The sequence below is a fragment of the Patescibacteria group bacterium genome (assembly GCA_041665365.1).
Lineage (GTDB): Bacteria > Patescibacteriota > Patescibacteriia > UBA9570 > UBA9570 > UBA9570.
Map to the genome: position 1 here is coordinate 1 of JBAYIY010000013.1, position 23,614 is coordinate 23,614.

Annotated in this window: 20 protein-coding genes, 1 tRNA gene and 1 pseudogene; 6 read left to right on the plus strand and 16 right to left on the minus strand. The window is 41.0% G+C overall.

The genetic code is table 11. The features are described from left to right. A partial coding sequence (locus tag WCV88_05560; GenBank protein MFA6475630.1) for an integrin alpha occupies positions 1-606 on the minus strand: 606 nt, incomplete at its 3' end. Between the two features lie 78 nt (positions 607-684). Continuing rightward, positions 685-1,914: an NAD(P)/FAD-dependent oxidoreductase gene (locus WCV88_05565; protein ID MFA6475631.1), complete on the minus strand. Its 1,230-nt coding sequence runs from the start codon at positions 1,912-1,914 to the stop codon at positions 685-687. A 76-nt stretch (positions 1,915-1,990) separates the two neighbouring features. Here WCV88_05565 and WCV88_05570 point away from each other — a divergent pair, with 76 nt between their 5' ends. From WCV88_05570 to WCV88_05585, 4 genes are all read left to right on the plus strand, one after another. Beyond that, positions 1,991-2,689, plus strand: a complete 699-nt coding sequence (locus tag WCV88_05570; GenBank protein ID MFA6475632.1) for a hypothetical protein — start codon at positions 1,991-1,993, stop codon at positions 2,687-2,689. Positions 2,690-2,734: 45 nt separating this feature from the next. After that, on the plus strand, positions 2,735-3,658 hold the full coding sequence (locus WCV88_05575) for a hypothetical protein (protein ID MFA6475633.1): 924 nt from the start codon (positions 2,735-2,737) through the stop codon (positions 3,656-3,658). Between the two features lie 89 nt (positions 3,659-3,747). Next, positions 3,748-5,331 carry a hypothetical protein gene (locus WCV88_05580; GenBank protein MFA6475634.1) on the plus strand — a complete coding sequence of 528 codons (1,584 nt, stop codon included), beginning with the start codon at positions 3,748-3,750 and terminating at the stop codon, positions 5,329-5,331. Positions 5,332-5,354: 23 nt separating this feature from the next. After that, positions 5,355-6,506, plus strand: a complete 1,152-nt coding sequence (locus tag WCV88_05585) for a J domain-containing protein (protein ID MFA6475635.1) — start codon at positions 5,355-5,357, stop codon at positions 6,504-6,506. On the opposite strand, the gene WCV88_05590 is transcribed toward WCV88_05585, so the two are convergent. Further along, positions 6,498-7,133 carry a hypothetical protein gene (locus tag WCV88_05590; protein ID MFA6475636.1) on the minus strand — a complete coding sequence of 212 codons (636 nt, stop codon included), beginning with the start codon at positions 7,131-7,133 and terminating at the stop codon, positions 6,498-6,500. The genes WCV88_05585 and WCV88_05590 overlap by 9 nt on opposite strands. 799 nt (positions 7,134-7,932) lie before the next feature. Further along, a complete protein-coding gene (locus WCV88_05595; GenBank protein MFA6475637.1) occupies positions 7,933-9,138 on the minus strand; it encodes a CapA family protein in 1,206 nt (401 codons plus the stop codon). Between the two features lie 340 nt (positions 9,139-9,478). Here WCV88_05595 and WCV88_05600 point away from each other — a divergent pair. Together WCV88_05600 and WCV88_05605 are read left to right on the plus strand one after the other, a co-directional pair. Then, positions 9,479-9,552: transfer RNA gene (locus WCV88_05600), tRNA-Asp, on the plus strand. A gap of 65 nt (positions 9,553-9,617) precedes the next feature. Next, positions 9,618-11,396, plus strand: a complete 1,779-nt coding sequence (locus WCV88_05605; GenBank protein ID MFA6475638.1) for a hypothetical protein — start codon at positions 9,618-9,620, stop codon at positions 11,394-11,396. A 57-nt stretch (positions 11,397-11,453) separates the two neighbouring features. On the opposite strand, the gene WCV88_05610 is transcribed toward WCV88_05605, so the two are convergent. From WCV88_05610 to WCV88_05665, 12 genes and pseudogenes are all read right to left on the minus strand, one after another. Further along, positions 11,454-11,867 carry a YbhB/YbcL family Raf kinase inhibitor-like protein gene (locus WCV88_05610; GenBank protein ID MFA6475639.1) on the minus strand — a complete coding sequence of 138 codons (414 nt, stop codon included), beginning with the start codon at positions 11,865-11,867 and terminating at the stop codon, positions 11,454-11,456. 3 nt (positions 11,868-11,870) lie between these two features. Continuing rightward, on the minus strand, positions 11,871-14,036 hold the full coding sequence (locus tag WCV88_05615; GenBank protein ID MFA6475640.1) for a DUF87 domain-containing protein: 2,166 nt from the start codon (positions 14,034-14,036) through the stop codon (positions 11,871-11,873). Then, positions 14,036-15,868: a hypothetical protein gene (locus WCV88_05620; GenBank protein MFA6475641.1), complete on the minus strand. Its 1,833-nt coding sequence runs from the start codon at positions 15,866-15,868 to the stop codon at positions 14,036-14,038. Before WCV88_05620 ends, WCV88_05615 begins: the two co-directional genes overlap by 1 nt. A 78-nt stretch (positions 15,869-15,946) precedes the next feature. Then, positions 15,947-17,212: a hypothetical protein gene (locus WCV88_05625; protein MFA6475642.1), complete on the minus strand. Its 1,266-nt coding sequence runs from the start codon at positions 17,210-17,212 to the stop codon at positions 15,947-15,949. A gap of 23 nt (positions 17,213-17,235) precedes the next feature. Further along, positions 17,236-18,012: a peptide chain release factor N(5)-glutamine methyltransferase gene (gene prmC / locus WCV88_05630; GenBank protein ID MFA6475643.1), complete on the minus strand. Its 777-nt coding sequence runs from the start codon at positions 18,010-18,012 to the stop codon at positions 17,236-17,238. Positions 18,013-18,020: 8 nt separating this feature from the next. Continuing rightward, positions 18,021-19,088 (minus strand): peptide chain release factor 1, encoded by a 1,068-nt coding sequence (gene prfA / locus WCV88_05635; protein MFA6475644.1) that lies wholly within the window; start codon positions 19,086-19,088, stop codon positions 18,021-18,023. Between the two features lie 100 nt (positions 19,089-19,188). Beyond that, positions 19,189-19,377 (minus strand): annotated as a pseudogene (gene rpmE, locus WCV88_05640) (50S ribosomal protein L31). A gap of 45 nt (positions 19,378-19,422) precedes the next feature. Then, entirely contained in the window at positions 19,423-20,148 is a 726-nt protein-coding gene (locus WCV88_05645) for a hypothetical protein (protein MFA6475645.1), read from the minus strand. A 23-nt stretch (positions 20,149-20,171) separates the two neighbouring features. Further along, positions 20,172-20,777: a hypothetical protein gene (locus WCV88_05650; GenBank protein MFA6475646.1), complete on the minus strand. Its 606-nt coding sequence runs from the start codon at positions 20,775-20,777 to the stop codon at positions 20,172-20,174. A gap of 76 nt (positions 20,778-20,853) precedes the next feature. After that, a complete protein-coding gene (locus WCV88_05655) occupies positions 20,854-21,972 on the minus strand; it encodes a hypothetical protein (protein MFA6475647.1) in 1,119 nt (372 codons plus the stop codon). A 24-nt stretch (positions 21,973-21,996) separates the two neighbouring features. Continuing rightward, complete coding sequence (locus WCV88_05660; GenBank protein MFA6475648.1) at positions 21,997-23,142, minus strand: hypothetical protein; 1,146 nt, start codon at positions 23,140-23,142, stop codon at positions 21,997-21,999. A 5-nt stretch (positions 23,143-23,147) separates the two neighbouring features. Then, positions 23,148-23,471, minus strand: coding sequence for a helix-turn-helix transcriptional regulator (locus tag WCV88_05665; GenBank protein ID MFA6475649.1), 324 nt, complete (start codon positions 23,469-23,471; stop codon positions 23,148-23,150). Positions 23,472-23,614 lie beyond the last annotated feature (143 nt).

Genomic DNA, 23,614 nt, shown 5'->3' on the forward strand with positions numbered 1-23,614 from the left:
ACCACCAAAGTCATTACCCCGAGCACCGATTAAAATATCATCATAACCATCATTATTAACATCACCGGCGGACGCGACAGAATTTCCAGCCGCATCACTGGCCACTTCACCGGTAAATTTTACGGATTTGGATAATAACGTACCACTGGTCATCGGAGCTGCTTGACCATAAATCAGATAGACTGCGCCAGCATTAGAAAATGCACCATCGTTACCAGTGGCTCCCACTAGAATATCATCATAACCATCACCATTAACATCACCGGCCGAAGCTATTGCATTACCTGCTACATCGCTAGTGGCTAAAGCTTGACCAGTAAATTCAACTACTGTAGACAGAGACGCACTGGTTAGAGTGCTGGCTTGGCCATAGATCAAATAAACTGCACCGGTATTTGAGACACCACCATCGTCACTTTGTGATGCACCGACAATCACGTCATCATAACCATCACCATTAACATCACCAGCGGAAGCTACAGAAGTACCGGCGATATCGCTCAAGACTTCACCGGTAAATTCTACAAACAGAGACACACTATATATGTCTTGCGCAAAAGTGACAGATGGTAAGGCTAAAAGTATGAGTAGTAATATTTTTTTCATGAATCAGAAAGTATTATAACATGAAAGCTATAAATGAGTCTATGATATAAACCAGTAGAGACATGCCATGGCATGTCTCTACTGGTTTATATCATGAATGTTGCTCCCAGCTAAATGGCCTGTCGCCCAAGCGGCTTGTAAATTGAATCCGCCGGTGTAACCATCGATGTTTAAAATTTCGCCAGCAAACCATAAACCGGGACATATTTTAGACTCCATGGTTCTTGGGTTTACTTCTGTCAACTCAATCCCCCCAGCCGTGACAAATTCATCACCCGAGCCTTTTCCTACCACCGATACGGTAAATTTCTTTAAACAATTCACTATAATATTTCGTAAAGTCTTACTGATTTCGTTATTGGGTTTATCACCAGGTAAATTCTGTGCAGTAATTATTGTCGTCACGACTGATTTTGGTAGCCAATAATGTAAAGTAGTGCTGAGTTGTTGTTTGGGATGTTCAATAATAAGTGTATTTAATTGCTCTAAGAGTTGAATAGCAGTGAGAGCAGGAATGAAATCAAGCAGTACAGATAAGGGGTAAGATAAAAAGGCCACTTGTGAAGATAGGGCAAAGACAGCTGGGCCACTGATACCTTGATGAGTAAATACAATCGGCCCGGTAAAATGAAACTTAGATTGTTGGGAGATTGATAAACCAACTTGAGAAAAAGACACACCGGCTAAGTCTCTAATCCAAGGTTGTTTAATTACAAAAGAGTTTAAACTGGCGGCGAGGGGAGTGATGTGATGGCCTAAACTTTCGGCGAAGCCATAACCATCACCAGTTGAACCAGTGTGACGATAAGCTTGTCCGCCAGTAGTTATGATTAATTTATCAGTATTGATTATCTCACCAGATTTTAGAGTAATGGCAAATTGATCAGCCGTTTTTTTTATCCCGGTTACACTAGTAGATAAATATCTCGTAATATTTTTATGTTGAAATAGTTTTTCAAATACATTAATTACTGCTTTACCGTCATTTGATTGTGGAAAAACCCTCATATCAGATTCTGTTGTAAGGGGCAAACCATGTGCTTCGAACCAATTATAAACTTGCTCCGGTGAAAAATGGTACATGGCAGTATTTAAAAACTTATTACCCCGGGGGTAGTGTGTTAATACATTTTTTATATCACGTATACCGGTTGTGACATTACAGCGACCACCGCCAGAAATTTGTACTTTTTGCCCCATCACAGCATTTTTTTCGATCAATATAATCTGATAATCCGGATGCAGTTCTTGCACGGTAGCGGCCGCCATCATGCCAGCCGCCCCTAGACCAATAATACCTATAGTCATATTAAATACCCTAGCATGAGAGCCTGTATTTTGCTATACTGTATCTATCTAAATTTTATAGACTAAAATAATCTATATGAACAAAAAGACATTATTGTCTGCGTTGTCGGTTGGGGCGGCCAGTTTGCTCCTAATTGGTGTGGGCTGTACCAGTAATACTGCAACTACAACAACAACTCCACCAAAAACAACTACTACCAACACGCCATCTACAACCACAACAACAACCAATACATCAAAAACCAATACATCAAAAACCAATACCAACACAACAGTAACGGTAACAACCAGTGATAATACTTTTGATGAGACTGCCACCGATGCCGCGATTCAACAAGATGTTAATGGCCAATGGGCAGCCACCGCCACGGCTTCAACTGAATATGGGACAGATTCTTGGGCAGCCAAACAAGCCACTAGTTTGCCAAACGTTGAATCTTACGGTGATAATGGTAATTCTTGGGCGCACTTAGAAAGAAATAAAGGTTTAGAAACCTTGAGCTTGACGTACTCAAAAGCCGCCTATGCCACTGGTGTGCGCATTCATGAAACGTATGGCAGTGGAGCTGTCACCAAAGTTGAGTTAAAAGATATTGACGGCGTTTATCATTCGGTTTGGGCAGGGACAGATACAACTACTAGTATCGGTTATTTGCAAATTCCAGTCGATAAAACCAGCTATCAAGTAAATGGTGTACGAATTACCGTAGATACCACGTTGGTGCCGGACGAATGGGTTGAAATTGACGCCGTTCAGTTAGTTGGAGAATTGTGATATACTTAGCTTCTAAATAATTATTATTAATAATAAATACACGCTATGAATAATACGCGTACAACGATAGCCAAAAGTTTGGCTGGAGCCAGCGTTTTACTAGTGATGCTTGGAGCCGGTTGCACCAGCACAACCACCACCACTACTAACACCACTCCAAAGAACACAAATACAGTGGTTAATGTCAATACTACTGCCACTACAGTGGCGATTGACCCAACAGCTATGCCCCTTGATTTTCCCAGTGGAGCACTTGATGCTCAAGTGGGTGATTATGTGTTAGCGCCAACCCGCGCTTCTCTTGATGGATCAGCCACCGACGGTGTGGATAGCACAACCTTCATATATTATATGGCAACAGTGTCAGAAGTTGGTGCCGCGTCTTCTGTATTAACCGAAATTATCGAGGATGTTACCATTCCAAATGGTGTGATCGTGCCGATTCCAGCCGGTCAAACTGCTGCCGTGGGTGACACTGTGTTAACCTGGTGGCAATCTGGTTCCGGTTTAACCCGTGCCTATGTAGTTGAAGGTGGTACAGCAACCCAACCAATGGTGAAATACTTGGATGTGGGAACCTTAGGTGCAAACGAAGCCGAACAACTCAAAGCTGATTCATTTGTGGTAATTACCGATCCATGGCAAGCCGGTGCTTCCATTGCGGTTAAGAACGGCAGTGACTTTGATCATTACACTGTGTTGAAAGTGTCCGGTGACCAAATATTGGTATCCGGCTTTGCCAGTAGCCTCGAGGTTGTGAGTAAAGCTGATGCCGTGGCTATGCCGATTAAACCAGCCGTGAGTGTCGGTGATGCTGTGTCGGTACCATATATTGGTAGTTACAACGATGGTACTGTCACCGCCGTTGATGATGCCAATGGTACGGTCAGTGTCGAAATCGAATGGGGCGGTGAAAAACAGACGGACGCCTATGCCTATGGTGACGTCATTCTGACCGCCGATTTATAGTCGAAACGCGATAAACACGTAGAGACGTAAAAAACACGTAGAGACGTGCCGCCGGCACGTCTCTACGTGTTTTATGTTATAATCCACCCGTGAAAATTAATGCCCGATGGCAATTTTGGCTAGGGTGCCTTGGTTATGTATTGGTTACGATAATTTTTTTCTGGCCAACGATATTTCACCAAGCTGTACCTTTGCCAACTGATCTGGTGCACAATTATTTATTAGGTGAAGAGGTGCAAAGTTATAATACATACACCCGCGATGCCGTTGTGCAACTATACCCGTACAGCGATTATATTTTTAATAGTTATAAACACTGGCAATTACCATTATATAATCCATATATTTTTTCTGGGGTGTCTTTTTTTAATGGTCAGTCAGCGGCTTTTTCTCCAATAAATTTGTTGATACCGTTTTTTAATAAGTCTTTAGATTTTTTTACGGCTAATATTATTATTTATTTTTTTCTGGCTGGTTTGGGCATGTTCATTTTTTTACGACGCGATGTGCATCCCGGTTTAGCTTGGGCGGCTGGTTTGGCCTGGCAATTATCCGGCCCAATGATAGTGTGGTTGGAGTGGGGGACAATTGACGGTGTGTTGGCATTTTTTCCGTTGACCTTATGGGCTGTGTACAAACTGGTTTATTCTGACAAGTGGTATTGGGGTATTCCGGCAGTAATATTTAATTATGCCATGCTCACGGCCGGTCACGTGCAATTTTATTTATACGCCTTAATAGTAGTGGTGTTATATGCCAGTTTTTTATTATGGCAAAACCGACAACACTTATCGCGTCATAAAATATTAAGCCTGACCGGCTGGATGATCGTGCAGGGGATAATCATGGTCAGTTTGTTATATCCATTTATGGTGCAGCTGGGTTTAAGCCACCGGGCGCTTAGTACCAATAATAGTCAGCTTAGTGTTGAACATTTAATTCTATGGATCCTGCCCAATTATTGGGGCGATGTGACTCATTTTCGAGCACCCTTAAATTACGTTGAAACGAGTGTTTATGTTGGAATAATTCCGGTATTATTTTTCTTAATATCATTGTGTATTAAAAAATTCATTTGGCAAGCGCGCCATATATTTTGGCTGGTAATATTTTGTAGTGTATTAGGTTATGTGTTTATACCAAATTCTCTTTTTGTTACGGTGCCACCGATGCGGGCTATTTTTATACTAGATTTTATTGTTATAATTTTAGCGGCCTATTTTCAAGATTGGTTATTTTCAAAGAAGATATATATGTCTTGGATATGTATCGGTTTGGGAATGTTAATGTTTTTTGATCAGTGGAGCGTTATGCATGGTTATAATCCACAGCAATCGCGTGAGCCATTAACTAATCCGCCCGCCTATGTTCAAGCCATACAACAAGCTAAGCCACAGGCTTTAATATACTCTGAATTATCGCCCGTTAATTTGTATGGCTTATATGGTATAAGATCAATTTTTGGCTATGATTCAACTTATCCGCAAACTTATTTTAAATCGATCAAACAACACGGCAAGATTATTTCGCATAAAAATATTCTCAATGCTAAAATCAACGATGTGGATTTTCTGCGTAGTTTACAAGTTGATTATATCGTCACTCAGCGGGAATTGGCTTTACCGGTCTTTTTTCAACAGGACGGAATAAAAGTTTATGATGTCCTAGATTGACTTTTGTAATTATTAATCATATTATGGACACTAATATGGCGTCATTTTTTGAACAATTACGGGATTATTATGACAAAGCCGTAGGTGGGGTAACACAAAGAGAACAACGCGAAACCAGGGAGAAGGGTTTTGAAGGATTAGTTGAGTGGGGTAAACAGATGTATGTTGAGTTTGATAGACATTTTGATCCAAATAATCGTGAAGCTACCGAGCACATTTACCAAGCCGCCAAGCGTGTTGAAAGATTATTACTTGATCCGATGGGGGAATTAGCCCATGATGGCGCCTTAGGTTCAATTGGTAGCGCTTTAGGAAAAGCTGCTGGAGGCAATGAAGCTAGACGAATACGTTTACGTGATAATATCGTTAATATTATCGACGCGCAAGTTCAAACCATTGCAGCTGCACTGGAAGATTTAACCACTGTAGTTAATGCTCAAGCCTTAGATGTTAAGGCTCCGCTCATACCGTTACGAGGTGGTTATAAGGATGGCGTGAACGTTAATGATTATCCTAAATCTAAACAGTATCAGGCTGAACTTAGGGCATTAATTGATCGTGCTGATCAAGTGCTGGAGCCATTGCTGTCCGTGGATGAAACCAACGCAATGATTACTCAGGATGATTTGTTAATTATTGCTAGTTTGTATCGAACCTTGCACTTAGATTTAAAGGTATGGCAGGCAGCTTTGGTTGAATTCAAATCTAATGATCCTAGTCGCTATAATTCTGGTACATTTAATAGTTTGGACGAATTGACTACAGATGATGGTATTTCTGGTATTGTGCATAAGCATGAGAGGGCATTTTCTGCAGATCATCGTTCCACTCGGGATAAAGTATTATTAAACTGGTTAAGTGGGTCAGAGTTTGATTCACTTGAGGCTGACATGGGTGGCACCACACCAAGTGGTGAAATTCCGGCAAATTTTTCTGACCGCAAAGGATATTTTGCAACATTAGGTTTATCCACTGATGACTTAGCTGAAAAAAGCGAAGCCGGCGTTAAAATGATGCTTAAAAAAGCTTTTCGTAAATTGGCTTTAAGTAGACATCCGGATCGTAATTCGAATGATCCTACGGCACCAGCTAAATTTAAAGCCTTAAAGGAAGCCTTTGATACTTTATATAACAAGACCACTAGAGAACGATATCTTAGTAACAATTCAAGTTAGAGGGTTGCTGCGTGTCCACTCACGCAATAGACCAGCGCGGCGTTCCATGGTATCGGCTTGACGAATAAAACGTAAGTTATTATCAGGCACTATTTTTGTATGAGCGGCCTCATCGATGGCGGTAACAAGAGAAAATAAATTTTCCTCAGTGGTGATCCAGGCACTGCCGCGTGTTTTTAAATTAAACGGTTTAGAAGAATAGTCATGTAGAACTTTTTTACCAGTTGTATCACTGAAGTATTCATGAAAATAAGATAAAACCAATTCGCGTAAGGTTTTATAAATCGGATCGCGAAAGCGGAGAGAGGCATGATTGGTTTTACTGATGGCACCCCAATAACCATGGCGTTTATATAATGTCACCACATGATCATCATCACCTTTGGCGCGCAAATCTAACAGTAGAGCTGGCTCATGCTGTAACCACAAGGCGGTGGCCGCTAATAAAGCCCCTTCCAAACAGTGCATCTTTTTCTCACGTAATACTCGCCGCGGTGACATATATGTTTCACCGTGTTTTTCCCAATTCATCGGTACCGCATCCAAATAATTCTGAATCTTAATCGGGGTTGATAAGCGGTTTAATATTTTTAATTCGGCGGGTGTGAGCCCAAAGTGTGTCGGCATAGGTACTTTATTGTACAACAATTATTGAGGGTTGTGAGTGGAGCCTCGCGGTTGTGGTCGACATTAACACGCCGGCCAACAACACACAGTAGACTCCACTCGTTCTATCCATCGTTTACATACCAAAACTCAGCGGCCTGTTCACAGAACAGGACACCATAAATGATCAGGAACGCACTATATAGAGTAGTGGAGATCAAAGTCATATACTGAAAGACAAACAGTGCAAGAAACAAAATGACCCCGAACAAACAAGCCGCGCTCAAAACCATAAAAATGATACACTTAGCCAGTGATGACCGCCACATGTATCCTCCAGTTTTTTTGGAAGAATGGAAAGAACCTAATACATCAATATCACACAATTACATTAAAATCTATATAAATTATAATCAAATTTAAACCAGTTTAAATATCATTTTCATTGATTCAAAAAAAGGGGGGTTGTGAGTGGAGCCTCGCGGTTGTGGTCGACGATCGTACGTCAGCCAACAACACACGGTTAGGCTCCACTCAATTCACTGTTGCAAAAAACTGGCCACGACTCCGAGGAGCGGCGCCAGAAAAAGCAACCCGAAAAAAACTCCAAACAGAATCTGACCCTCTCGATCCATTTTGCCCTCCAGGGCAGACAGGCGTTGGGTGAACTACGCCTGCAACCAACCGAATAATGTCATAATCGGCTCAGTGCAGACGTAGTTAGATAATGAACAGGTTTATAAAGAACTAAAGCATTGTAAAAATGCCGCCCCCTTTATAGTCTATTCCTTTGGATTTGTCAATACAATACTGGGAGCAGTTAATCTGCCAGTATCTCGTAATCATTCACTTGTAACCTGTCTAACACTTGTTTACCTTCGTTGAAATCCATGAAGCGGGGTTGAAAATTATCATCAATTTTAATCGGTTTAAATTCAATTTTATTAATCTGGTCATTCTGCCAGGTAATTTTTACGACTGCGCCCAGTTGGGTTGGCCAAGACCAATCTTGATCGAATACTAAATTACCTAATGAGTAAAAAATATACTTGCCGTTATATTCCTCCATGTGTTGCACCACATGAGGGTGATGGCCAATTACTAAATCAGCGCCGTTATCGATGGCGGTGTGGGCAAAATTTGACTGTGAAGCACTGATGGTTTCGGTATATTCATTACCATTATGCATCGAGACAATAATCACATCAGCCCCCTGATCTTTAACTTCATTGATATCACTAACTAGTTTCGAGGTGTCTAAATTTCGATCATAAGAATAACATAAAAAAGCAAATTTTAAACCGTTCACCTCACGTATATCATAGTGTTCTAAACAATAAGCGATGCCGTTATCTGAGAGATATTGTTTAGTGTAGTCAATGCCAGCCTCGCCAGCATTAGCGATATGATTATTAGCCAGTGACACAATATCAATACCGGCTAGTTGTAAACCCTGAATCATTTGTGGATTAACTTTAAACGTCATTGCACTATCTGGTACATCCCATGGGCCTTGTTCTTTAAAAGGTGCTTCCAGGTTAATAAACGCTAAATCGTTCTGTTTAAATTCATCGGCAATATTAACAAACGGCGCCGCCATATTGCCAGTACGCGCAGTGGCTTGGCCGACATAACGAGACAACATCACATCACCTCCAAAAATGGTTTTGGTTATTCTAGCGGTAGTGGTAAACGATTTGGCTATCGACCACTTATTTTTGACCTGTGAATTATTTATGGCGCGAATTTTTATATAATATTTAGTTTCTGGATATAAATAAGCCATTACTAAAGACGTGTTTTGAGTATGGCGTTTGGCTAAAGTGTTACCAAAGGCATCTTTTAACCACACTCTATAGCGCAGGTTAGAACCAACCGGTGCTGACCAGTTTATTGTGACTTGATCATGAGTGATGTCAGTAAAACTAACCTCCCGAATTTTTTTTATAACAGATACATTATCAGCCAGCAGTGCAGCTGGTACCAAAATGCAGGAAATAACAAACACTATAATGTATTTTTTCATGCTGTAACTATACCATATAATTGTCTAATTAGCGGGTTTACCCGCCGAAGTCCACCGACGCCGAAGGCTATGGCGGACGTAGGCGGGGCATACTGGACGACGTTCGAACCTTTTTCATGACTACACCCCAGGTCAACTCACATATCAGTTTGGTAGCGCTGTCTTAAATCGCTTTCAACATTTTTTTCTCCGTTCAATCGCATTGATCTGTCTAAATATTCATGAGTACTAGATTTAAGGTAATAATATGCTTTTTTTCAAGGTGGGTTAGATGTAGCGTATTTCATGGTTTCATGGTTCTAGACAAAAAATATTCTATAATATATAGTAGCCCACACATGGGGGTGTAGCTCAGCTGGTTAGAGCGTCTCACTGTCACTGAGAAGGTCGAGGGTCCGAGTCCCTTCACTCCCGCCTACGCTCGTCTACGTCAGAACTTCGACGAGCTTCGTCGGACAGGCCCGCAAATAGAAAATAATATGGACAAAACGGGTGAACCCACAAGACTCAGATATCCAGAAGAGATAAAGTTCCGCAACTATGAACTGGAACTTTCGCAACGGTTGGAAAAGCTCCTAGAAACTAATCTTTCAGTTACTGTCATTGCGGAGATACTTGATGCTAAAGAATTTTTGCAGCAGGATGGTAAAGGGCGCTCCAGTGCCTATCAGCGCTTTGACGCCAAACAATATATTAGACACGCGGTAGACCGGGCAAAGGTCGCTGGCATTTTTTTAGAATTGCCACAGGGCGCTTTGTCCATTGAAGATATCATTCTGCCACCAGATGTTGGAGAGATGCAGCAGGGAGAAGGTGAAGGGAGCGTGGAAGAGGGTAGAGATGTCCCTCGCACAAAATATTTGATTGAAGTGTTGTCCGTTTTACAAGCACCGTACAGTATTATCGATGGTCAAACCGATTCCCGGATGATGCGGGAGCAATCCTATAAAATTTTCCTGATCCCTGATCATCAAAAGATCATTTTTGTGAATAACGAGTTTGGCAATGCCACCTTTGTCGTGCATCAGCTGGCGGGGCCAGGAGATTGGAGGACATTTTCCATGCTGACCAAAGACGAATTGAAATTGCAGGCTGAGACTGGCCTAGTGACGCCAGTCATCTGGACCACGGAACCAGAATGGAAAGAGCGGATGAGAATTTTGATTATGCAGGAAGGGTCATTACCACCTGCCACTCCAATAGAGTCAGTAGAACAATCTGTTGCCAAACGCACAGTTGAACTTCCACCAGATGGTTGGGTTACTAACCTGCAATTAGCAAGGGAACAGCGCAAAGATTTTGATACCATCAAAAAAATAATTATGCGCTACCGTGCCACATACCCAGAATGGTTTGGCCAGTATAAAAAAAAGATGGGTCCTCCAGCTGAGTACATCTCACCAGAACTCGCTGATATTATTCGTACGGAATTGCAGATTATTGAGGCAGCACCAGACGGTTGGTTAATACCGCGGGGTCTTGGCAAATTGTTGGGGAAAGATGTTAGTTCTGTCACCAGCCGTGCTGAAAAACATCGCACCACACATCCGGAATGGTTTCGAGTATATCAGCCACGTCATGGTCGAGCGACAGAATACATCGCTCCAGAATTAATTGCGCTGATCTCAGAGGAATTAATTGATAATGAACTTGCCCCACCAGGCTGGCTCACGAATAGTGGAATTGCTGAGGAACTGGGTCGGGAGTTTAATATGGTAAAAAAAGCGGCAGATCTATTTCGCGCAGCCCACCCTAAATGGTTCCATTTTTACACAGACAAAATTGGGCATCTACGTGAGCATTATGCTCCAGAGCTGGTGGTAGAGATACAAAATACGTTTACTGCACTTGAGTACGCGCCAGCAGGCTGGATGACAAAGACAACGGCATCAGATTCCACTGGTTTATCTACTAAGCTGGTAGAGAAGATAGTAAATGAACAGCGTGCAGCTCATCCCGAATGGTTTCATACTTATCAGCCACAGCGTGGTCCGGTGACGGAACACCTTTCCCCAGAACTGGTTAGCTTGCTGGCACAAGAAGCTCAACAATATCCAGCTCCGTTAGATGGTTGGGCTACTGTTGGAGGTCTGGCGCGCAGATTTAATGTGGCTGATCGAACTATTGCCCGGCGTGTAGGATTCTATCGCACAGAGCATCCCGAATGGTTTCGATATTTTCGGACCGGAGGGGGTGTGTTTGAGTTTATTGACCCAGAGTTAGTGGAAACAATTGGGCAGAATTTCCTCAAGCGCTGAGCAACTTCCTCCGGCTGGATAAAAAACAGCTTACCAGAATGGATTCTGAGCTAGAGTCTAGCGTTTGTAGACACCCATTAATGTACCTTGGGCTAAAATGTGGCCAATTATGGCTTGTTCAACGTTAGAACGGTCTTGAGCGGTGATTGTGGCTACATCTAGGGCATATAGATCAAACATATAACGATGTTCACCATTAGGTGGACAAGGACCATCATAGGGAGTTAATACCACGCCACCTAATGGTGAGGTATTTTCAGCTACTTGTTGTGTTGTTACAGGAATATTTATCACCAACCAATGTAACCAATCACCAGCGGGTGCATCGGGGTCATGCATGATTAAAACGAGACTTTTAGTTTCAGCTGGTATGTTTGACCAGCTTAAGGCTGGAGACAGATTGGCACCAGAACAGGTGTATTGGGCTGGAATTGAATTGGAATGTGCGAATGCCGGGCTGGTGATTGTCATAATCTAAACAATCGGTGCTTCAAAATTGGCTTCGGCGGCGGTGGAGTTAGTGTTTTCTTCATCACTGTAAATTTGCGCCATTAAAATATTAATGTCGGCCAAACTGGTGGCGTAATGTTGACGATTATAGTCAATAATTTGTTGGACAAAACTTGGTGCCAGTGGGGGAGGAACATCGATGGTATGAGCCGAAAATGGTTGGGTGGTTTGGCCGGAGACACTCATTTTAATTAACATTTCACGGACTCCCAAATTGATAAAATCTTCCGTGGTAAAGACTGGTGTAAATTCATTGGCTAAATAAGCCCCATCATCGGCGCCCACGCGCATGGCGATAATAGAACCAATGTTACCAAACACGGTACCTTTAATTTCAGCGGGAACTTGTTGTAAGTACTGATGTGAAATAGTTAGTAATAACCGATACTTACGCGACTCAGATAAAATATTTTCAAAGGTTTCGGTAGCAAAGTTTTGAAACTCATCAATGTACATGTAAAAATCTTTGCGCTCACTTTCGGGCAGTTTGGCGCGAGCCATGGCGGTTTGATAAATTTTGGTAATAATCATCGCACCCAGCAAGGCGGCATTTTCTTCACCTAATCTACCTTTCGATAATTCAATTAGCACAATCTTACGATTATTCATGATATCATCAAAACTGAATTTGTTTTTCGGTTGCGCCACAATATTGCGAATTAACTGATTAGACAAAAACTGTCCCAGTTTATTCACTAATGGCAAGATGGCTTCATTATCAAATTTTTCTGACCAACTAGAAAATTCATTGGCCCAGAAATGTTTTACCACACTGTCTTTAATCACCGGAATAACTTTCTGCCGAAATTTACGATTAGTCAGCATTTTCATCATACCCACAATCGTCGCATCAGGATAATCTAACATTGCCAAGGTAGTATAGCGAAACACATGTTCAATCTTCGGTGACCAATCACCGCCAAAGAATTTCTCGAACACTTCAATTAAACCCTGCGTCACCTGTTGTTTCATGTCTGGGGTAACATTTTCGAGAGGATTAAAGGCAATCGGCCAATCAATATCTGAGACATTAAAATAAATGACATCTTTGATTTTATGTTCGGGAATGTATTGCAAAATATCTTGAATCAAATCACCATGTGGATCCATCACACAGACACCTTGATTGTTTATAATATCGTCAATAATTAAGGTCTCTAATAATTTTGATTTGCCTGAACCGGATTTACCCACTACATAGAGATGCCGGCGCCGATCATCACGGCGAATACCAAAGGTGGTATTGAGACCACGAAAATTGGTTTGACCAAAGAAAGTAGCGTCAGTTTTGGCGGTGGTGTGTGGGGTAGGTAGGTTAAAAGGCGGTTGCGCGCGTTTGGATAGAATCCAGTTAATAGCTGGAAGTTTTAAAGAGGCATCGGGAATATGGAAGAGGGAAGATACCTCTTCTTGGGTGAGGATACTGCGTTGCAACAGGGTGCGCGCAAAGACATCTTTCATGAAGTGCTGCACATTGGCCTCCGGTGTAAAAATGATCCAATTTTTTTCCGTAGTGAATTCATGAAACGAGCGTTCAATATCCGCTAGACGCGGTTGTTGGTTACCATCATAAAAATAACCAAAGCGTACCACGGCATGAAATTTAGGAATTTCCATCGATTCACCACTGCGCTTGGCTTCCCCGTAAAATAAACCACTCGAATCGGTATGTAAATCTTCATCTAGTGGGCGTAATACAATTTGAAAGATCGCTCCATTGGTTGGAGGGATAGACGATAAACTATTAATAAATGGGCTTAACGGATCATTTGGTGCCGATGCCCGATAGGTGCGCAAAGCATATTGTTCAGTTTGCGCCAGATCCATATAATAGGTGACAACTTGATCGGGCAGATGCTCAATATCAACAAACTGTTTCACCTCGGATACTTCCGCATCAGGAAAAATCGAAAAGATCATGTTTTTTACCACCCCTCCATTATGGCTGGGGATGGTGAAATAGAAATTCAACTTATTATGCACACTCACAATTTCACACGAAATAGAGGCGTTACCACTATGATCATTCTTCAATAGATAATAAACATTATGAAAAAACTGCTCAAACTTACCAATGTGATCAGGTATGGGTGCGAGCGGGAAACGAATGAGGAGGATAGTAGAAGACATTATTTTAAACGGCGTTTAGTTTCTGGTTTATTAGTTTCACGTTGCATAGTGTCTGCTCGGATCTTTAATTCGGCTCGAGTCCATTCATTACCTAATGTTAATAAATCACTAGCTAGCACAGCTTGCCGTAATTCAGCTTTATCAATACCAAATGGTTCTAATTCATGATTATTATGTACATACCAATCTGTTAAGAAAGTAGCATAGGCCTCTTTTGATTTTTTATTAATTGGCGGTTTCCAGTCTTTTGCATTGCTGGTGCCATCAAAAACTTCTAGAGCAATAATGGCGTCAGCGGCACCAAGGATAGCACTGAGGTAGTATGAATAGTCTTTAGTATTTAATATGTCTTGTCCATAAATAAGAGTACTGCGATCTTGCATGCCGGTTTGCGGATGAGTACCAGGAGCAACTTGTTCGCGGTGACCAGTTTCATGTTCTAAAATTTCTACTTGATGCCAACCCTCACGCCCATAAGCATTTTGTTCTAACACTATTAAGTCGTCATCTAAGGTGTTTAGATCTCCGACGACATATCTGGCGGCTGAACTGCCAAAATGTATATCAGTTTCACGGCCGGGTGGGGCGATATAGGTGCGTACTTTATTATCACTCACCATAAAATGAAGTGTATCGCTGGTTTTATCAAAACTTTTAATCAGTTCAGCTTGATCGGTACTCAGTTTACCAGTTACGGTAATACCTCTATCAGAGGCACCAATTAAAGCCCGCGCAAATGGTTCGTAATATCTTTTGGCGATCTCCATTAATTTATCCATTTTAGCTTTTTGCTCGGCTGTCAGCGGATACAATACCGATTCATCTTCAAAGTGAAATTCAGTATCAGAATCAATATCATTAGAATCGATATCAGGACTGCCACTATCAGACTGGTTCTTTAGGGTGTAAATACCAACTCCGGCTGCTCCCAGTAAAGCAGCCAAAACAGCGGCTGATCCGGTTTTAATCCAGCTTCCACTTGAAGTTTTAGGTACTCTTTGTTCAAGATCGGACACTTGTCTTTGTAAGTTTCTAATGGTTCCTGTGTGTGAAGGGTTGGGTTCTATAGGTTGTTCAGGTAGTACCCCTAGTCTTTGTAGTTCTTCTTTCTTCCACAATCTTCGTTTATCAGGATCAATAACAAATTTAGTTGGGGCGGTTTCATAAGTGGTTTCATGTTGTTCAGTATCCTTTTTAATAACTTCATCGACTAAATAACTTGGCACAACAGGTAATAATTGTTTATTTTGTTTCTTAAAAATTTCCAATAGTACAGCGTGAACATTTTGAGGTAATTCAGCCCAGTCCGCATGTGTATTAAATACTTCCGGACGACCTTCTTCTATGGCAGCGTTATAGGCATGACATAATTTTACTACAACTTTCATCTGGTCACGTATTTCTCTAGCCCTCTTTGCGGTGATCCCTACTTCTTTTAGCTGACCAGTCAATACAACAACCAAATCGGCTGGGGTTTGACAATGCGGCAATGCATCTTCTAAGGGCACAAACATGTCGGGACGTCTTATTGTCCAGCTATAATTAGACAATTTATCTTTGGTTAGTAAATTTGTTATATCACTAATATCTATACTTTTTACACCAGAATTAACAATTTTTAATACAGCGTCTCTAATTTTTTCAGGTACTTCCTGACGGAAACGAGATTTATCACTAACAGCATGGGCGATCAGACATAAAGTATCATCAAAATTGCCGGTAATTTCAGGATTGCCATCACCAAAATTTTTTGCTTCGACAAGTTTAGCTACCACATCAGGGATTGTCTTACATCCATCAAAGTTCAGGACTTTATATACAGTTTGAGCCATAGATAACATTTATATCAATTATAACAATGGATATTGTAACACAAAAAACTTAACTTTGTCAATTTTTATCTGGTAACATTATCTGGGTCGGCGGCGTGTTTCTGAACGGGGGTTGACTATGAGCTCAGGGTGCAGTTTGGAATACTCAGCCTTGGCCAGATTATTTCCTAATTCGAGCAGGTTACTATGAACAATAACATCAAGTAGTTCATAACTATCAATACCCAATAGTCCTATTTTTCCTGCATCATATGGTTCGTTTTCTTCAAACTTATAACGTAGTGAGTCAGCATAGTGCTGTTTTTGATCAGCACTGGTTGGGGCGATCCACCCTCTTTCGGTAGTAGCATCATTTATTTCCAACTGAACAATTGTATCAGCAACATGAATTAAAGTACCAAGATAATCTCCGTAATTCATAGAATGATCACCCGGTTCACGCAATAATATTTCTAATTCGTTTGATTCAGTAAAAAATTTATCTTGTAAGACAATGCGATCACGATCATAGACTGCGGAAGAATAGTTAAACGCAGTTAAATCATTAACTGGCTTTTCAGGAGGCACATAAGTGTAAACTTTTCCATTATCTACTAAGTCGTGCAGTTTATTAATAGTTTGTGTCAAGTCTGCGACCATGACAGTCTGATCCGAGGTGACGCTGCCATCTGGGGCAATACCGTTATCGGATACTTGCATTAAACCCTGCACAAATGGCACATAGTAGTTATCACCTAATGTCATGGCTTGTTTAAGGCTCTCTCGTTGAGTGTCGTCGAGTGGATGTAAGGTTGCGTCATCAAACTGAGATGAGTTGTCTGTGGCAGTAGTGTCGGTAGCTGCACTCATCATAGTAGCTACGCCAACTCCGGCGGCGGTTACTAAGGTGGTAAAGGCAGCGGCTCCACCGGCTACAATCAGCTTTCTATTTCTATCTATAACGCGATCTCTTTCGTATTGGTCAGCTCTGCTTGATAAGTTTTTTTTAAGCTCATTAATTTTTTCATTAACTGTATCAATTGATAAATACACTGGTCTACCAGCCTGTTTTTCTAAAATCGCAAATAATTTGTCACTGATATTTTTATGAATATATCTCCAATCATCGTGGTGTTTCCAATCAGCGCGATCGTTTTTGTTTTGTTTATTATAGCTTTCACATAGTCGAGCGATCATTCTCATTTGTCCGTACACCATTCCAGCAACGTGCTTTGGTACCGGTCCTTCCTCTGTTAGCGGGTCTCTATAGATTAAGTTATCGGCTAATTGATTAACAATATCAGCCGGGCTTTGACAATTAGACAAATCAATTTTATCGACATCTATAGGATAGATATTAGCCATTGTTTGGTAGGATATTGAAAAATTTACTTTTTGTCAATCACCACTACGCGATCAAAACCACCTAAATCTTGGTGTACAGTAATTGTGCTATGGGGAAAAATATTTTTGGCAAATCGTTTAACGGTATGAGTTTGATTGTAACCGATTTCTAAAACAATTTTACCATGCGGTGATAAATACTCGGGGGCTTGTTCTAATAAGTTTTTTATAATACTAATAGTTGAACCAGTCGGAGTCAGGGCTACTTGTGGTTCATAGGCTAAACTTTTTTTGGCCGCTTCTTTTTTGGTGAGATAGGGTGCGTTACAGATTAGCCAATCAATTTTATAGAGATATTTTTTGGGTATATGGTTTAGAACATCGCTTGTATAAAACTGTATTTTAGTATGATGTTTTTTGGCGTTTATTTTAGCCACAGTTAAGGCTGGTTGGGAGATATCAGTCGCTAGTAGCTGGCCGCTAGGGAAATGTTTCTTGAGAGTAATAGCAATGATGCCGGAACCAGTGCCGATGTCACAAACCAGTTCGTGGGGTTTTAATTGGGGTAAGACAACATCGATTAAAGTTTCCGTATCCGGGCGGGGGATTAAAACGTGTTTGTTCACTAAAAAATTCAAACCATAGAATTCTTTCTCACCTAAAATATATGCGATCGGTTCGCCGCGTAGTCGTCTTTTTATAGATTGATTTAGAATCTTATTTTGTTGTTTTGTTAAAGGGTAATTTGGGTGGCTGTAAATAAATTCTTTTGGTTTATTTAAAACATGACATAATAATATATCCAATTCATGTAATGACACATTCTTCCTCACAGGTTTTGTAAGCGTTCGTTGTAATCGGCTGCACGAATGGCGGTGATAACTGGTTCCAGGTCACCGGCGAGAATTTTATGGATATTACCCCAACTTTGTTTGATACGATGATCGGTAATACGATCTTGCGGAATATTATAGGTACGAATTTTTTCCGAGCGATCACCGGTGCCAATTTGTGAGCGGCGCATCGAACTATTTTTTTGACGATCGGCTTCTAATTTCATGGCCAATAAGCGCGATTGTAAAACTTTAAAGGCTTTGGCTTTATTTTTGTGTTGAGATTTTTCATCCTGACAAACCACAATCATGCCGGTTGGTAGATAGGTGATGCGCACGGCTGAATCAGTGGTGTTCACACTTTGCCCACCATGACCACCGGAGCGAAACACATCAATGCGCAAATCATTCGGATCGATTTTTATATCCACTGCTTCAGCGGCTGGCATCACTGCCACTGTGACGGTTGAAGTATGCACCCGGCCGGCTTTTTCTGTTTCCGGTACACGTTGCACGCGGTGGACGCCGGATTCATATTTCATACTCGAATAAACTTTTTGCCCGGTTATTTCAAAAATAACTTCTTTAAAACCACCAATGCCGGTACGGCTGGAACTGATAATACTAATGTGCCAACCTTTGCTGGCGGCATATTGTGAATACATCTGGAATAATTCCACCGCAAATAAACCGGCTTCATCACCACCGGCGCCAGCGCGTATTTCCACAATGGTATCTTTTAAATCCTGCGGGTCGGGTGGAATTAAAGAAATTTGAATCTGTTTTTCTAAGATGTCTTTTTCACTTGTGAGACGATCAACTTCGTCTTTGGCTAAATTGGCCAGTTCGGCGTCTCCATCAGTCATCGTTTGCTTAGCTTCAGACAATGCTTGGTCGATCGAAGCATATTTATCAAATAAACTGATTTTTGATTTTAGCTCATCAAATTCAACTGAGGTGTCGCGTAATTTTTTAACATCACCAAATACGGCTGGATCTTGTAAACTTTTCTCCAGTTCGTGATAACGTTGTTGCAGCTGATTAATTTTTTCCTGAACTGGCATTTTTCAAGGCAGCCTTGGCCGTTCGTTTGGTCGCTTTAACAGCGCGTTTTTTGGTCTTAGATTTCCCTCGAGTGGTAACAGCGGCGGCCACTTTTTTAGAACGTTCTTGGAATTTCTCGACGCGGCGAGCGGTATCAACGAATTTTTGTTTACCAGTAAAGAAGGGGTGACAACTTGAGCACACTTCAATTTGAATGGTTTCGAGTGTTGAACCAGTGGTAAAGCTATGGCCACAGGCGCAGGTGACGACAGCGGCTTTATAATATTGTGGGTGAATGTCCTTTTTCATAGGCGCTACAATACCATGAGCTTAAATAGGAGTCAAGCAAAAGTCTTAAAAACCGGCGTATTGGGTACAACCATGCTTAACTAAATTATCAGCGACATCATAACCATAGTTATTTGACCACTCGGTTAAACGTTTTTGGAGAAGTTTGTTGCCAGCATTTGCATCGTAGGCTCCAAGAATTTCTGAGGCGAATTTGGCATCTTGTTCCTCTTGGCTGTCTTTACTTACGCCAAAATCATAGCCTTGGGTATCGACTGAGACAGTGTTGATGGAACGTTTTACTAAACTGGAAGCACTATCCGGGAGACCAGAACCAAGATTAAACAGATACACGGCGAAGGTCTGCAGTTTATCGGTGCGATTTTTATCGCCAAATAAAGTTACTTGTGTAGCAGAAAAATTATTAGCCAGTAATAAGTCGTGACTATAACTAATGTTTTGCCAAGATACTATGGCGCACTCTTCTTTGAGTACTTTCACACCTGATAGATCGGTTATCTTATTAAAATACGCATTCATCGCTTCCGCTTCAGATTTGTCTTTATTATCAGTGTAACTGCCAGTGAAAATAAGCGTATTCACTTTATTATCCGGATTAGTCACATAATCCGCCACCGCTTGAATGTAACCTTGATAACTTGCATTCTCAGCCACCGTTGAACCATAACCAGCCACAATCACCACATGATTAGCCGGTGTTTTAAACTGATCAACCACCGTGCAGCCTGGTAGGATGGCTAATAGCAGGAGAAGACGGAGAGTCTGTTTCATATGGGGTTAAGTATAGCAGAAGTTTAGAGATCCTGTTGGATATTCGTATTAGTATTTTCATTAACCGGATACCATGGTGCCAGTTTATGGCTCATTTGGCCGGTGACAATAGCCACTAGAATCAACCACGGTACAAGAATATCGAAGGGTGATTTACTCATGGCATAGAGTCTGGCTAACAGAATTAAACCAAACAGCAGACTAAAACCAATCATCACACCATTGATGACACGAATGATATCTATATTATCGGTTGACCATAAGAAGAACCAACTGATTGGTGCTAGGGAGACTAATACCACAGCGATGGTGGTCACAGCGGCGAGTACAAAAAACAGTAGTTGACCCAAGGTGAGGCGTAAACCACGTATCGAACTGAAGATGTACAGTGACGGTAAACATAACCCTATCGAACCCATTATTAAGGCGATCATTTTCCACATGATATTGAGAGTGTGCCACCAATCTGGCACGACCAGGCTCATGACGGCACCAAAGGCAGCCAGACCGACAAGACTGACCAATAATAATTCCAGTACATGAAAGAGCGTAATTTTTTTATTGATCGTTTGATCGAATAATTCAGATTGATGTTTGAGAAGAAGATTTGTGGTTGTGAATAATTTCATATGAACAATTTATTATTAATGAATCGGCATGTGTGTTGGCAGTGGACGAATATTATTCGTCCACTGCCAACACACATCATGGATCCGTGATTCGTTCCATCGTATGAATCAATTCCGTAAACACATTGCCGGAATTGGCGCGGGCGATAGGAACCGTAGCGTGTACCGGATCAATCACACCCACCCACGGGCGGAGCATCCAACCGAGCTGGAGAAAGACCAAACCATAAACTGTAATCCAGACAACTGGCAAAATTATGGTATGTTGCCAACGATATAAACTGAGTAAGGCTAAACCACCTGAAGCGATAAAAAATATTATAGTAGCAATTAACACTTGATCATGATTAAGTGGATACAAAATATAAAAACCAAGAATCAAACTAAATGAACATAAACCCAAAGTGGTTATAGCCAACAAATTTAATGATACTGTCCAAATTTCTTTTAAGGAGGCTTTAACGCCACTGAGCCAACTCAGTACCACCAACGTGGAAAAAGAAATCAACAAAGTCGTACCCAGTAAAAAGGGGAGTTTAATCAAAACATATAGAATTTGTATCCCGCCAATAAATGAACCCAACACGGCTCCGAAGATACCGCCAAACAGTATGGTTGATATGGTGGCGAGATAAGGTGATAAAGAACCGGTCATCAACGACACGTGGACGGTACGGGTTCGTATCAACGTCCAAAAAATAATTGTCCATAACATCATCAAGGCAATACTTAACAAAACAAATAATCTTTGGTTGGGATATTCTTGATAGGTAATATAGACCGCATAGTCGGTTGGTGGCGGTGGGGTATTGGGTGGTTGAAAAATCACCAGTCTTAATGACGGTGTTAGTGATGCATCGATATTGGAAATATCAATTGTATCAGTGATTAATTTTGTGGCTCGGAAACCAGGTATGGGTTTGTTAGTTGCGTCCCACAATTCAACATAATAACCATGCTCGAGCCAAGTGTGCGGTAGTTGAATTGTCTGCCAGGTATAATCCTGCATTGGGTCTAAAGCAATTACGGCATGATTAGAAGGAAATACAGGAACATCATCTAGTGTGATTGGGACGAGCCTAGTTAACACGCGATGAGTGGCAGTGCGATTGGTACTATTTACTGTGGCTCCATACCAACAAAGTGAGAGAAGAAATAAACTGACTATGCTATATATTGTTATACGAGGTATCATAGATAAATTTTTTTGGTTCAAAAATTATTTAGTTTGAATTTCAGTTTGAATTTCGGAAATAGTCATACTTTTATTGGCATAATAGTTAAGTTCTTGTTTCGTCGGTGGTCGATGCAGTGTAGTTTGAAACAAGTCTTTAATTTTTACGCGCCGTTCTTTTGATGAATACAACACTGCCCGGACTTGCGACATGTGTTCATAAGATCTAGTGCGGGCATAAAAATCGTAATCCTTTTGTTCTGGTCGGCGCCCTAATATATCCACATAAGTTTGATAAATCTCTAACTTCCAGGGCACGACATCTAATACACCCAGACTATTTACACCGGATACACTCATAGCTGAGAGTGGTAATAAAACAAACACACCGGTGGTGATAACTTTACGAAATAATCCCGAGCCCGCTTTCCAAAGATTAACTAAATAATAACCAATGAAACCTAGTGTTATTAAACTAAAAGCATATATAAAGAGAAGATAAATCGAAAAAAATGAGATGCGGGTGCAGCCAGCCACCTGTGTGGTAGTGGGATTATTATCAACAATAAACAAACAGTTTGGAAATATTAGGTCTTGTAAAAAACCGTTTTCACGCCAGGCAAATATGATCATCAAACTTAAACACACCAGCAGGATGGTTTTTTTGTAATAGATATTCAAAGGTTTGCGCCCTAACTCTAAAATCAAAATAATTACTAAACCAAATAAACCATTGTAAACAATCACCTCAAAGTTATTGATATCTAAAGCAATGTTTATACAGCTACTAATAAAGAAACCAATACTGACCGCAACATAAATACTCAGACGATTAGTGAGAGGTATAATGTGTAACTGCCATTTCACGAGTAATCCAGTTAGAACAACAAAAGATCCCGTAAACCACCAGATTATTAGTTGTTCTGAAACTAAACTGAGATAGGGGCTAGCAAAGTAGTAGCTAGCTGCTAGGGGGAGAAGACTGAAGGCTAATAAACCAAGTACAATCCAATCGGCATAGGCAGCGAGCCAGGGGTGAATGGTTTTTAATTCAGCGACAATCTTGTCTTCATCACCAAAGCGTTTTTTTGCCTCAACCAAAGCGGCAGCTTGATCATAACCCAATTTTACCAGATCATCGGCGCAATCGAGCACGTGGCTACTTAATTCTTCTTGCCAAATTTGACGCATATTTATTAACTAACCACCGCATTCATGGCTGAAGTAAACGCCTTCCATTCAACAGTTTTATCAGATAACACTTTTTGACCGCGGACGGTTAAACCATAATACTTGCGTTTGCGGCCACTGAATTCTTTCCAAAAGGATTCTAAAAATCCAGCTTGTTCCAACCTGTGCAACAGGGGATACAACGTGCCTTCACCCATGGCCAGCACATCATCGCTTTGGGCCTTGATGCGTTTGGCAATTTCATAACCATATAATGGATCAACCGATAAGACAGATAACACTAATATATCCGATGAGCCCTTTAGTAATTCTTTGTTGATTTTTGTCATATAGCGATAGGCTAACATACCTCGGTATAAAAGGCAATATATAGACATTATCACCAGTCTATGTTAACTTATCCCAGTTAGTTAATTAATCATACTGTTTGCTTAACAGTGCTGATCTTGGCCGGTTTTAATCAATCGCGCTC

What these genes read in the sequence shown, in the direction of transcription:
- WCV88_05565 (MFA6475631.1), bottom strand. Translation starts at nt 1,914, where the DNA reads ATGACTATAGGTATTATTGGTCTAGGGGCGGCTGGCATGATGGCGGCC.
- WCV88_05570 (MFA6475632.1), top strand. Translation starts at nt 1,991, where the DNA reads ATGAACAAAAAGACATTATTGTCTGCGTTGTCGGTTGGGGCGGCCAGT.
- WCV88_05575 (MFA6475633.1), top strand. Translation starts at nt 2,735, where the DNA reads ATGAATAATACGCGTACAACGATAGCCAAAAGTTTGGCTGGAGCCAGC.
- WCV88_05585 (MFA6475635.1), top strand. Translation starts at nt 5,355, where the DNA reads ATGGACACTAATATGGCGTCATTTTTTGAACAATTACGGGATTATTAT.
- WCV88_05590 (MFA6475636.1), bottom strand. Translation starts at nt 7,133, where the DNA reads ATGCCGACACACTTTGGGCTCACACCCGCCGAATTAAAAATATTAAAC.
- WCV88_05595 (MFA6475637.1), bottom strand. Translation starts at nt 9,138, where the DNA reads ATGAAAAAATACATTATAGTGTTTGTTATTTCCTGCATTTTGGTACCA.
- WCV88_05605 (MFA6475638.1), top strand. Translation starts at nt 9,618, where the DNA reads ATGGACAAAACGGGTGAACCCACAAGACTCAGATATCCAGAAGAGATA.
- WCV88_05610 (MFA6475639.1), bottom strand. Translation starts at nt 11,867, where the DNA reads ATGACAATCACCAGCCCGGCATTCGCACATTCCAATTCAATTCCAGCC.
- WCV88_05615 (MFA6475640.1), bottom strand. Translation starts at nt 14,036, where the DNA reads ATGTCTTCTACTATCCTCCTCATTCGTTTCCCGCTCGCACCCATACCT.
- WCV88_05620 (MFA6475641.1), bottom strand. Translation starts at nt 15,868, where the DNA reads ATGGCTCAAACTGTATATAAAGTCCTGAACTTTGATGGATGTAAGACA.
- WCV88_05625 (MFA6475642.1), bottom strand. Translation starts at nt 17,212, where the DNA reads ATGGCTAATATCTATCCTATAGATGTCGATAAAATTGATTTGTCTAAT.
- prfA (MFA6475644.1), bottom strand. Translation starts at nt 19,088, where the DNA reads ATGCCAGTTCAGGAAAAAATTAATCAGCTGCAACAACGTTATCACGAA.
- WCV88_05645 (MFA6475645.1), bottom strand. Translation starts at nt 20,148, where the DNA reads ATGAAACAGACTCTCCGTCTTCTCCTGCTATTAGCCATCCTACCAGGC.
- WCV88_05650 (MFA6475646.1), bottom strand. Translation starts at nt 20,777, where the DNA reads ATGAAATTATTCACAACCACAAATCTTCTTCTCAAACATCAATCTGAA.
- WCV88_05655 (MFA6475647.1), bottom strand. Translation starts at nt 21,972, where the DNA reads ATGATACCTCGTATAACAATATATAGCATAGTCAGTTTATTTCTTCTC.
- WCV88_05660 (MFA6475648.1), bottom strand. Translation starts at nt 23,142, where the DNA reads ATGCGTCAAATTTGGCAAGAAGAATTAAGTAGCCACGTGCTCGATTGC.
- WCV88_05665 (MFA6475649.1), bottom strand. Translation starts at nt 23,471, where the DNA reads ATGACAAAAATCAACAAAGAATTACTAAAGGGCTCATCGGATATATTA.